This is a genomic window from Pseudomonas protegens (genome assembly GCF_003732485.1).
GTDB lineage: Bacteria > Pseudomonadota > Gammaproteobacteria > Pseudomonadales > Pseudomonadaceae > Aquipseudomonas > Aquipseudomonas protegens_B.
Window position 1 is genome coordinate 52187 of the sequence record NZ_MOAK01000082.1, and the last position, 10707, is coordinate 62893.

Below are 10707 nucleotides of genomic sequence, written 5' to 3' on the forward strand. Positions count from 1 at the left end.
GAAGCCTCCAGCCGCGACCTGACCATGGCCGCCGCCTTGTACAACATCGGCAAGCTGAGCTGGAGCGACGCCATGCTGGGCGCTCCGGCGGACCTGTTGCGGCACGCCGACCAGGAGCGTTACCGGTCCTATCCCTCGCAGAGCGAGTCGCTGCTGATGACGCTGGAGCCGATGCAGGATGCGGCGCGGCTGATCCTCCATCATCAGGAACGCTGGGATGGCAGCGGCTTTCCCCAGCATCTGCGGGGTGAGGCGATTCCCTGGGGCGCACGGTTGTTGAAGCTGGCGGTGGACTTTATCGAGTTGCAGTGCGGGTTGATTCTGGAGCGGCGCATGAACAGCGACGAAGCCTTGCTGTTCATTCGCAAATACGCCGGCCGCCTCTATGACCCGAACATGGTGGAAGGCTTTGTCCAGGTCTGTGCCGCCTACCTCAATGACGTGACGGTCGATGATCCGACGGTCCGGGTGCTGGGCACCCGTGATTTGCAGGCCGGAATGGTCTTGCGACGCAACCTCAATGCCGACAATGGCATGCTGCTGCTCAACGCCGGCAAGGTGATCAGCGAGCCGCTGGTCCAGAAGCTGATCGCCTTTGAAGCCATGGAAGGGGCGCACTACAGCATCTTTGTCAGCGTGCCTGACGTCGAGGTGCCGTCCCCTGCCATCCAGCGCTGATCGCCGCCCTTGATCTGTGCCCGGTTGTTCCGTCATCTTTCGCACTGCGCACTGCGCACTGCGCACTGCGCGCCGCGGGCCTTGGGTTGCGCGTGGGTGCAGGCCCCCGGTTCGTTGCGGGGCGCGGTGGATTTTTCAGGAGTACCACGATGGATGCGGCAACACTGTTTCTCTACATCGTCACCGTCAGCGCGGTGATGATCACTCCCGGGCCCTCGATGCTGCTGGCCCTGAACAACGGCGCGGTCCACGGGATGCGGGTGGCCGGCTGCGGGATCGCCGGTGCGGCGCTGTCCGACCTGCTGCTGATCGGTGCCGTGGGTTGTGGCCTGGGGGCCTTGCTGCAGGCCTCGGAGTCGTTGTTCGTGGTGGTCAAGACCTGCGGCGCGGCCTATCTGCTGTATCTGGCCTGGGGCTTGTGGCGGGCGCCGACCCAGGCCCTGACGAGTCGCCTCGATGGCGCTTCGGCCAGCGGTCGCTCGGCGTTCCGCCGGGCCTTGCTGGTGGGCTTGTCCAATCCCAAGGGCTTGTTGTTCTTCTCGGCCTTCGTGCCGCAGTTCGTGCGCCCTGACCAGCCGGTGGCCGAGCAGTACCTGATCCTGGCCCTGGTCAGCGCCCTGGTGGACTGCCTGATGATGAGCCTGTACGCCTTTGGTGGCCGTCGCGCCATGGCGAGCTTTTCCGCGCGGGTCATGGGCTGGGTCAACCGCAGCTGTGCCGGCATGCTGGCGATATTGGCGGTGGGCGTGGGCCTGTATCGGCGCACTGACAGCCCGGCACTCTAGTCGCTCAATGCCGCTGCGCCTGACCGGTTTTGCCGGGGCACGGCGTGGCGAATGTCATGTTCCTGCAACCCCGGCATGCCAAGAAGGTGAAGCTGTGTTCCGAAAGCTCCACCCCCGATGGCGGGGCCAGGACGATCCGATTCCCCAAGGAGAGGTAACGATGAGAAAGTTTTTTGCCCTGATGGCGGCCCTGGTGCTGACCCTGGGGATGGTGGGCATCAGCGACGCACGTCAGCCCAAACAGCAGCGCGACTCGGTGGCGGGAACCTTCGACTACTACCTGTTGACCCTGTCCTGGTCGCCGACCTTCTGCCTGATGCATCCGGAGAACGAACAGTGCTCGGGCAAGGGCTATGGGTTTGTCCTTCATGGGCTGTGGCCGCAATACGCCAAGGGCGGCTGGCCCCAGTCCTGCCCGCCCTTGACCCCGCTGACCCAGGAGGAGCGTGCCAAGGGCCTGACCCTGTTCCCCACCGCCAAACTGATGAACCACGAATGGACCAAGCACGGCACCTGCAGTGGCCTGGGGGGCATGGGTTACCTGGATGTGGCGGACAAGGCCCTGGCGACGGTGCAGATACCGCAAGCGCTGCAGCCTTCGACCACGGTGCGGTACTTGGAAGCCACCCAGATCGCCCAGCAATTTCGCCAGAGCAACCCGGGGATCGCCGAAAACGGCATCGCCATTCTCTGCAGCGGCCCCGAGCTTTCCGAAGTCCGGGTCTGCCTGACCAGGGACCTGGATTTTGGCCCTTGCGGCAAGGGCGTGAAAAACCAGTGCCGCGCCGGCCAGATCCGTATCCCGCCGATCCGCTGAAAGCCTCCGCGCGCCGCCACGATCGGCGCCGACGGGGCATCGAGATTGTCGTACCCCTGCTTCCGTAGGAGCCGGCTTGCCGGCGAAGAGGCCCTCGAACCTTGCACCGGGCTTGAGGACGCTTTCGCTGGCAAGCCAGCTCCTACCGGCCGCAGGCACGGCAATTTCGATGATCCGTAGGGCAAGCCCTTCAAGGCAGGCCGGCCAGCAGGTTTTGCAGGTGGGCGGCGGTGGCGGCGCTGCAATCCTGCATCGGGGCCCGCAGTTGTGGCTCGATCAGCCCCTGATGGGCCAGCAAGGCTTTCACGGGCGCCGGATTGGGTTCGGCGAACAGCGCCTGAATCAATGGCACCAGTCGCTGGAAGGTGGTCCTGGCCGCGTCCAGTTGCTGGTCCCGGACCTGTCGCTGCAATTGCACGAACAGCTCCGGACGAATATGCGCTGCCGCCGCGATGGCTCCGGTGGCCCCCAGGCACAGGGCGCTGAACAGTTGCAGGTCCTCACCGCACAACACCTCCACCGCGCCACTGGCCAGCAGCGCCAGGGTCTTCTCCAGGTTGCCGCCGCAATCCTTGACCGCTGCGATCTTCGGGTGGCGGACGATGTTGAGCAAGGTGGCCTTGTCCAGGCTGACCCCGGTGCGGTAGGGAATGTCGTAGACAATCAGCGGCACGCTGGAGGCATCGGCGACGCTGTGGAAGAAGCTTTCCAGGGCCGCCTGGGAGGGCCGGATGTAATAGGGCGCAGGCACCAGCAGGGCCGCCACCGGGCGCTTGAGGATTTCCGTTTGCAGGCTCAGCAGCGATTTCAGGTTGTTGCCCGCCAGGCCCATGATGACCCGCCCGGCGGGAGCCTGTTCGAGCACGGCGTCGAGTACCGCCAGTTGTTCGTCCTTGTCCAGGGCCGCGGCTTCGCCGGTGGTGCCGCAGACCACCAGCCCGGCCACGCCGCTTTCCAGTAGATGAGCGCTCAGGCGCCGCAGGGCGACAAAGTCGATGGCGCCGTTGTGAAAAGGCGTGACGATAGGGACCCAGATACCTTGAAACGATGACATGCGTGTTCTCCTGAAGGTTGACCGTCGGGTCGTCGTCAGAAGAGTAGAAGGGCGGTAAGCAGGGGGAGGGTGTCCGTAGCGCTTGATGTCCTGTCAGCTCATCTGACGGGACACAGCGCCCCGGTCACATGAGCGACTGTTTCTTCGATTTAGAGTTGCAAGCCACCCAGGCTCCGGCCTTGGCCAACAGGCCAATGGCGCGAGAGTCGAGGGTAAGGGCTTGGGACATGGTGCAGGCAGACTCTGAAATCAGGCGCACAGTTTTAAAAGCCGGCGCGGGGTTTGTCAATCCTCGGTTCTGGCGCTTCATGGCCCGCCAGGATGCTGTGATCCTGGGCGCTGAGCCGGTACAGCAGGCTCGGTGGCTGTCCGGGAAAATCCTCCAGCTCGCCGTCCACCGTCATCCCCAGGCGTTCCAGGGCTCGCCTGGACGGCAGGTTGTCGGGCCGCACCAGGCCGGTGACCCGGGGCGCCAGCAGTTCGCTGAAGGCCAGGTGCAGGGCCGCCTGGGCCATCTCGTTGGCCAAACCCTGGCCCCAGGCTTCGGGGGTGAAGCGAAAGTACAGGTTCAGCCCGGCTTCATGCCCGAAGTGCGCCCGCATCAGGCCGCCGAAGCCGATGATCTGTTGTGGCGCGTCCAGCCGGGCAATCGCCCAGTAGCCAAAGCCGTACTGCTGCCAATGGGCAATCCAGCTGTGCAGCCGGTCGCTGGTAGCCTCGGCGCTGTCGGGGCCGTTGGGGTTGAAGCGGTGGGTCTGCGGGTCGCCGTGGATGACGCAGGCCTGGGGTAAATCGGCCAGGGTCGGTGGACGTAACAGCAGGCGCGTGGTGCGGGTGGTGGACGAAGACATGGAAAAGGCTCTTTGGCACAGCGCAGCGGTTAGGACGCAGGGCCCTGCACTGCTGCGGCGAGTGGGCTGGCGAATCCGGAAAAGATAGGCGATGCCCCAGGGGTTGGCCATGGTTTGCGGGCGTCCCGAGGAGAATATTTCTCAACAACCGGCCAGCCTGCGTTTAGTTGCCAGGCTAAGAGTTGATCCAGGTCAAGTCCGATGGATTCAGTTCCCTCTCAAACCCACTCTTTGTTGATTTTTCGTCAGCTGCTTTCACAGCCGAATCTAGACTCGAGTCGGCTGGAGTCGAGTGGTTGGCCAAAACTGCTCAAAAGATCCAGGAAAGTTCTGCAGGTACGCAGAGGCAGTCTTCGGATAACGCAGGATGCGCAAGTTTGCTGTTCAACCATGACGGGCATTCAAGGAGCCTCTGAAGGACCATTGCGCTAGAAAACACTGCGTTAAAACTTGCTCAAAATGCTCATTTACAAAACGTAGGCTGCGCTTTTTCGCGAGTTTTTACCGTGTGGTTCCGTCGCTTGCCAGGTTTTTCAGGGGCCCTGAACTACTTTCCTGCGAGGTTCTTCCGATGAAAAACAATCTCCCGGTGACTCAGCGTGAGCGGGTGTTTCCTGGTGAGCAACGGTTGATTTCTGCCACCGATACCCGCGGCAAGATCACCTATTGCAATGACGAGTTTGTCGCCGTCAGTGGTTTCAGCCGGGAGGAGCTGATCGGCAGCCCCCACAACATAGTGCGCCACCCGGATATGCCGGAAGCGGTGTTCGCCCATATGTGGTCCTACCTCAAGGACGGTAAGAGCTGGATGGGTATCGTCAAGAATCGCTGCAACAACGGCGATCACTATTGGGTCAACGCCTATGTCACGCCGATTTTCAGCCAGGGGGTGATCGCCGGCTACGAGTCGGTGCGGGTCAAGCCCGAACACCAGCAGGTGGAGCGGGCCGGGGCGCTGTACCAGCGCCTGCGCGACCAGCAACCTGCCCTGGCCTGGCGTTATCGCGCGGCCCCGCTCGCGACCTTCGTCCTGCCGCCGCTGCTGGCCCTGACGGCCACCCTCGGCGCCTATTGGCTGGGCGGTCCCTGGGCCGCGCTGGGGGGGCTGCTGCTCAGTTGCTTTGCGCTCCAGGGCCACGCCACCCATCGCGGCCGGCAGCAGCTTGCGCGCATCAGTTCGGTATCCCTGGGCAGCTTCGACAGCGAGCTGATTGCCCGCACCTACACCGACGAGCGTGGCCCGGTGGCGCAGTTGCAGATGATCCTCATCAGCGAGTCGGCAAAGATCCGCACCGCCCTCAGTCGCCTGGGGGACTATGCCAATCAGGCGGCCGCCCTGGCCTCCAACAGCCAGAACCTGTCGCGGCAGGCGGAGTCGGCCCTGGGCCAGCAGCGCGACGAGGCCGACATGGCCGCCACGGCGATGAACCAGATGGCCGCGTCGATCGCCGAGGTCTCGGTACACATCCATGACACCGCCTCGGTCGCCGACCAGGTCAATGAACTGACCCGGATCGGCTCCGAGGAAGCGCAGAACACCCGGTCGATGATCGAGAAACTGGCGGATACCGTGGAGGCGGTCAGCCGTTCGGTGGAAGGACTGGCGCAGGAGACCCAGTCCATCCAGCTGGCAGCGAACATGATTCGCTCCATCGCCGAGCAGACCAACCTGCTGGCGCTCAACGCGGCCATCGAGGCGGCCCGGGCCGGCGAGCAGGGCCGGGGGTTTGCCGTGGTGGCGGATGAGGTACGGGCCCTGGCATCGAAAACCCGGGAATCCACCCAGAGCATCCAGCAGATCATCCTGACCTTGCAGGAGGTGGCCAGCGAGGCCGTGCAGGTGGCGCGCCAGGGCAGTGTGGAGGCGCGTTCCGGGGTGACCCAGGTGATCAGTACCCAGGATGCGCTGAGTGGAATCAACTCGGCGGTGGAGCGCATTCACCAGATGAGCCAGCAGATGGCCGCCGCTTCGGAGCAGCAGGCCCAGGTGGCCGAGGAGATTTGCGCACAGATCACCAGCATTGCCAGGGTCTCGGACCAGAACGCGGCCATTGCCGTGCACTCTTGCAGCATTGGCGGCGACCTGGAATCCACGGCCCATGAACTCAACGCCCTGGTGATCCGGTTCAACAGCTGAAGGCCGGCAGGGTCGTTTTCTTCAATACGCCATTGCCCTTGCTGCATAACCTGTCCGGCGATTGATCCCATCCGGAACAGAGAGGCAAGTGATGAGCGTAATGTTTTCCATGGCGGCCTTTGCCCTGGCCGCATCTATCACCCCGGGGCCGGTGAACATCGTGGCCCTGGGCAGTGGCGCACGGTTTGGCTTCAGGGCCAGCTTGCGCCATGTGGGCGGGGCCACCCTGGGGTTTGTCCTGTTGCTGGTGCTGATCGGCCTGGGCTTGCACGAACTGTTGCGCCAGTGGCCGCTGCTGACCCAGGGCATTCGCCTGTTCGGCGTGGCCTTCCTGTTGTACATGGCCTGGAAGCTGGCCCGGGACGATGGTCGCCTGGATGCCGACGCTGCAGCCCGGGCGCCGTCGGCCTGGTATGGCGCGCTGATGCAGTGGCTCAACCCCAAGGCCTGGCTGGCCTGCGTGGCGGGCATGGGCGCCTTCGCTGCCGACGGGGACCTGGGCCTGGTGTGGTTGTTCGCCGGGTTGTATTTGCTGATCTGCTACCTGTCGATTGCCTGCTGGGCCTATGCCGGCAGCTGCTTGCGGCATTACCTGAGCAACCCGGCGCAGATGCGCCTGTTCAATCGCAGCATGGCCGCGTTGCTGGCCGCCAGTGCGGCCTATCTGTTGGTCTAGCGTTGGCCGCGGTATTGACCTGGAGTGGCCGCCAGATGCTGCTTGAAGGCCCGCTGGAAATGCGCCTGATCGGCAAAGCCGGCCTCCAGCGCCACTTCGGCGATGGGCGCGCCGCTGCGCAGGCGGGCCTGGGCGAACTGCACCCGCTGGTTGACCAGGAAGGCGTGGGGCGGCATGCCGAACTGCTGCTTGAAGGCGCGGATCAGGTAGGACGGGGAAAGCTCGGCGACTCGGCAGATATCGTCCAGTCCCAGGGCTTGGGTGCAGTGCTGACGGATGTACTGCGCCGCTTGCAGCAGCTTTTCATTGCTGACCCGTGGCGGCCGCTCGGCGGGGTTCAGGCGTTGCTGCAAGTCGCTGAAGAAGATCACCGCACAGCTGTGCTTGTGCAGGGGCTCGGCGTCGGGGTCCACCAGGGTCCGGTACAACTGCTCGAATTCGGCAAAGAGCTGGGGGTCCTGGCTGTGGGTTGCGCTGAAGGGACGAAAGTCCAGCTCCGGACAAAAGCCCAGGTCGTGCTGCAGGGCGGTGAGCCAGGGCGTATCGACATACAGCATGCGGTAGGACCAGGGCTGGTCGTCGATGGGGTTGCAGGCATGCACCACCCCGGGGTTCATCAGCACCACGGTGCCGGCGCTGACCCGCCACCGGGATTGCCCGCTGAGGTAGGTGCTCTGGCCGGCGGTGATGCTGCCGATGGAGAACTGTTCATGGGCGTGGCGGCTGTAGCAGACCTTGCGGCCATCGGCGATGGTGCGGGCCTCGATGAACGGCAAGGCCGGATCGCGCCAGAACTGCGGCGCCTGGTCGGGGTGCAGGGCAGGTTTCATCCAGGAGGTTCCATCGGCGCGAGCTTTCGCTGAGTGTATTAGCTCTTGCCGTCAAAGGCCCGTTGCAGTTGGTCGATATCGAGTTTTTTCATCCCCAGCAGGGCCTGCATCACCCGTTGCGAGCGGCTTGGGTCGGGGTCGCACATCATCTGCGCCAGGCTCTGCGGGACGATCTGCCAGGACAGGCCGAAACGGTCCTTGAGCCAGCCGCATTGCTGCGCCTGGAGAGGGCCGCCAAAGCCCAGGGCATTCCAGTAATGATCCAGTTCGGCCTGGGTCCGGCAATGCACCTGCAGGGAGACGGCTTCGTTGAAGGTGAATACCGGGCCGCCGTTGAGGGCGGTGAAGCCCTGGCCGTCGAGTTCGAACACCACGCTCATCACCGAGCCCTCGGGGCGGCCGTGGAACTCGAAGCCGGCCTTGCCGTAGTGGCTGACATGGGTGATGTGCGAGCGCTCGAAGACCGAGCAGTAGAACTGCGCGGCCTCCTGCGCCTGGTGGTCGAACCACAGGCAGGGGGTGATGGTTTGAATGCGCTGCATGGTGTCGGTCCTCTGCGGGTTGATCACGCTGGAACAAGCGTAGTCAACCCGGCACAGGGGCGGTGCACCGCAGATCGGCTGCCGGGGGCGGCCTCAGAAGTCCCAGCGGGTGGTCAGTTGCAGGCTGCGGGGTTCACCGTAGAAGCCGGTGCCGAAGTTGCCCAGGCCCGTGTAGTACTGCTTGTCGAACAGGTTCTTCACATTCAGGGTCGAGCTCAGGTGCGAGTTGAACTGGTAGCGGGCCATGGCATCCACCAGGTAGTAGCTGTCCTGGGTGATGCGTGAATCGTGTCCGCCATTGACCGGATCGCTGGGGTCGGGCTGGGACACCTTGCCGAAGAAATCGCTCTGCCAATTCACTCCGCCCCCCAGCGTCAGGCGCTCCCAGGCCTCGGACAGGCGATAGGTGGTGAACAGCCGGGCCACCTGTTGTGGCGCGGTGGTTTGCAGGACCGAGCCGTAGACATAGTCGTTGTTGGCGTCCCGGGTGTGGTTGTAGCTGTAGCCGGCGGACAGGTTCCAGCCCTCACGCAGCTCGCCGGCCACCTCGACCTCGAAGCCTTTAGTGGTGGAACCCTCGATCGGCTTGTAGATGCCCTCGGTGCTCCAGCCGCTGACCAGTTGCGCGACGTTGTCCTGTTCGATGCGGAACACCGCGAAGCTGGCATTGACCCGGCCGTCCAGGTACTCGGCCTTGATCCCCGCCTCGTAGCTGTCGCCTTCCACCGGGTCGAGCAGTTTGCCGTTGGCGTCCTTGCTCATCTGCGGCTGGTAGATGTTGGTGTAGCTGGTGTAGACCGAGTAGGTGTCATTCAGGTCATAGATCAGCCCGGCATAGGGGGTGACCACACCGGTCTGCTGATAGCGCAGGCGTACGTCGGCCCTGGTTGGATCGATGTAGTGGGTGTTGTCGATGCCCTTGAAGTCGCTGACTCGGGTGCCGAGGATCACCGCCAGGTCGTCGGTGGGCTTGAGCCGGGTGGCCAGGTAGGCGCCGGTCTGGCGCTGGAGGATGTCGTTGTCGCCGATCTTCGGGATATCCGGCTTGGCGAACTCGCCGCGCCACTGGTAAATGCTGCCGCCCACCGGCGGGTACACCGAGCCGTGGACCGGGATGTCCTGTTTGGCGTTCATCAGCATGAAACCGGCGATCAGCTCGTGCTCGCGGCCGAACAGGCTGAAGGGCCCATGCAGGTTGATGTCCAGGTTGTCCTGAATCTGCTCGCCCTTGAACTTGCCCATGTACATGAACATGCCTTCGCCGGTGGCCGGGTTCGGATTGCCGCCGCTGGCCGAGCCCAACAGGGTGTCGTGCTGGCGGCGCAGGCGGTCGTAGCTGACCTTCAGGGTCCAGTCATGGGCCAGTTGCTGTTCCAGGGAGGTGAACAGGGTCTGGTTGTTGAAGTCGCGGCGGCTCCAGTCGGTGGCCGGGTTGAACGAGCGCGAGAAGCGGGTGCGCGAACCGTCGCTGAAGTACATCGGGAAGCCGGTCCAGGTGGCGCCCCGGGAACGGGTGTTCTGCTGGTCCAGGCCGAAGGTCAGCAGGGTGTCCGGGGTCAGGTCGGCTTCGAGAATGCCGTAGGCGATGTCCTTGGTGTTCTGGTAGTGATCCAGGTACGAGCTGCGATCCTGATAGACCCCGACAAAGCGTCCGCGCAGGTTGCCGCTTTCGGTCAAAGGCCCAGAGATATCGCCTTCGCTGCGGTAGTTGTCCCAGGAGCCGAGGGTGCCGGTGACCGAGGCCTTGAACTCTTTCGTCGGGCGTTTGCGGATCAGGTTGACGGTGGCCGAAGGGTCGCCGGAGCCGGTCATCAGGCCGGTGGCGCCCTTGATGATCTCTACCCGGTCGAAGGTCGCCATGTCGGTGCTGGTGGTGCCGTAGTCGTAGACCCCGTCGTAGGTGGAGTTGACCCCGTCGTACTGGAAGTTGGTGATGGGCATGCCGCGGCTGGAGAACTCCCAGCGCTCGCTGTCGTAGTTCTGCACACTGACCCCGGGGGCCCGGCGCAGGGTGTCGGCAATGCTGTTGGTGCCCTGGTCGTCCATCTGCTGGCGGGTGATCACGGTCACCGATTGTGGGGTTTCCCGCAGCGACAGGTTGAGGCCGGTGGCCGAGGCGCTGGCGCCGGTGGTGTAGCTGTGGCTGTCCTCGGTGACGGCGCCCAGGCCCTGGGCCGAGACCTGGGTAGTGCCCAGTTGCAGCGGGCCGCTGTGGGGCGGGAGAGCTTGCAGCACATAGCCGCCGCTGACGGCCTGGGCTTGCAGGCCGCTGCCTTGCAGCAACTGTTGCAGGGCTTGCTCGACGCTGTAGCGGCCCCGCAGACCGGGACTCTGCTT

At 64.2% G+C, this 10707-nt stretch carries 10 protein-coding genes and 1 pseudogene; 6 read left to right on the top strand and 5 right to left on the bottom strand.

What is annotated here, in order from left to right:
* The 3 genes from BLX41_RS36265 to BLX41_RS25985 form a co-directional block, all read left to right on the top strand.
* Nucleotides 1–678: HD-GYP domain-containing protein (locus BLX41_RS36265; protein ID WP_311197590.1), on the top strand; the 678-nt coding region annotated here is incomplete at its 5' end.
* Between the two features lie 149 nt (nt 679–827).
* On the top strand, nt 828–1463 hold the full coding sequence (locus BLX41_RS25980) for a LysE family translocator (RefSeq protein WP_123727203.1): 636 nt from the start codon (nt 828–830) through the stop codon (nt 1461–1463).
* A gap of 160 nt (nt 1464–1623) precedes the next feature.
* On the top strand, nt 1624–2280 hold the full coding sequence (locus BLX41_RS25985; RefSeq protein WP_123727204.1) for a ribonuclease T2 family protein: 657 nt from the start codon (nt 1624–1626) through the stop codon (nt 2278–2280).
* 190 nt (nt 2281–2470) lie between these two features.
* Here BLX41_RS25985 and dapA read toward each other — a convergent pair whose 3' ends face one another.
* Nucleotides 2471–3334: a 4-hydroxy-tetrahydrodipicolinate synthase gene (gene dapA / locus BLX41_RS25990; protein ID WP_123727205.1), complete on the bottom strand. Its 864-nt coding sequence runs from the start codon at nt 3332–3334 to the stop codon at nt 2471–2473.
* Between the two features lie 263 nt (nt 3335–3597).
* Nucleotides 3598–4185, bottom strand: a complete 588-nt coding sequence (locus BLX41_RS25995) for a GNAT family N-acetyltransferase (protein WP_123727206.1) — start codon at nt 4183–4185, stop codon at nt 3598–3600.
* Between the two features lie 571 nt (nt 4186–4756).
* On the opposite strand from BLX41_RS25995, the pseudogene BLX41_RS37565 reads away from it, so the two are divergent.
* The 3 genes and pseudogenes from BLX41_RS37565 to BLX41_RS26005 form a co-directional block, all read left to right on the top strand.
* Nucleotides 4757–5068, top strand: a pseudogene (locus BLX41_RS37565) (PAS domain-containing protein); the annotation flags it as partial.
* 54 nt (nt 5069–5122) lie between these two features.
* The gene (locus BLX41_RS26000; RefSeq protein ID WP_473241690.1) at nt 5123–6322 is read left to right on the top strand and encodes a methyl-accepting chemotaxis protein; all 1200 of its coding nucleotides are present in this window, start codon (nt 5123–5125) and stop codon (nt 6320–6322) included.
* Between the two features lie 91 nt (nt 6323–6413).
* On the top strand, nt 6414–6998 hold the full coding sequence (locus BLX41_RS26005; protein ID WP_123727208.1) for a LysE family translocator: 585 nt from the start codon (nt 6414–6416) through the stop codon (nt 6996–6998).
* Here BLX41_RS26005 and BLX41_RS26010 read toward each other — a convergent pair.
* The 3 genes from BLX41_RS26010 to BLX41_RS26020 all read right to left on the bottom strand — a co-directional run.
* Nucleotides 6995–7828: an AraC family transcriptional regulator gene (locus tag BLX41_RS26010; protein ID WP_123727209.1), complete on the bottom strand. Its 834-nt coding sequence runs from the start codon at nt 7826–7828 to the stop codon at nt 6995–6997. The two genes, BLX41_RS26005 and BLX41_RS26010, sit on opposite strands and share 4 nt — an antisense overlap.
* A gap of 38 nt (nt 7829–7866) precedes the next feature.
* Nucleotides 7867–8370: a VOC family protein gene (locus BLX41_RS26015; RefSeq protein WP_123727210.1), complete on the bottom strand. Its 504-nt coding sequence runs from the start codon at nt 8368–8370 to the stop codon at nt 7867–7869.
* Between the two features lie 93 nt (nt 8371–8463).
* A partial coding sequence (locus BLX41_RS26020) for a TonB-dependent siderophore receptor (protein WP_185073790.1) occupies nt 8464–10707 on the bottom strand: 2244 nt, incomplete at its 5' end.

Bases quoted from the DNA above. Each gene is read 5' to 3' on its own strand.
- BLX41_RS25980 (WP_123727203.1), top strand. From the start codon at position 828: ATGGATGCGGCAACACTGTTTCTCTACATCGTCACCGTCAGCGCGGTG.
- BLX41_RS25985 (WP_123727204.1), top strand. From the start codon at position 1,624: ATGAGAAAGTTTTTTGCCCTGATGGCGGCCCTGGTGCTGACCCTGGGG.
- dapA (WP_123727205.1), bottom strand. From the start codon at position 3,334: ATGTCATCGTTTCAAGGTATCTGGGTCCCTATCGTCACGCCTTTTCAC.
- BLX41_RS25995 (WP_123727206.1), bottom strand. From the start codon at position 4,185: ATGTCTTCGTCCACCACCCGCACCACGCGCCTGCTGTTACGTCCACCG.
- BLX41_RS26005 (WP_123727208.1), top strand. From the start codon at position 6,414: ATGAGCGTAATGTTTTCCATGGCGGCCTTTGCCCTGGCCGCATCTATC.
- BLX41_RS26010 (WP_123727209.1), bottom strand. From the start codon at position 7,828: ATGAAACCTGCCCTGCACCCCGACCAGGCGCCGCAGTTCTGGCGCGAT.
- BLX41_RS26015 (WP_123727210.1), bottom strand. From the start codon at position 8,370: ATGCAGCGCATTCAAACCATCACCCCCTGCCTGTGGTTCGACCACCAG.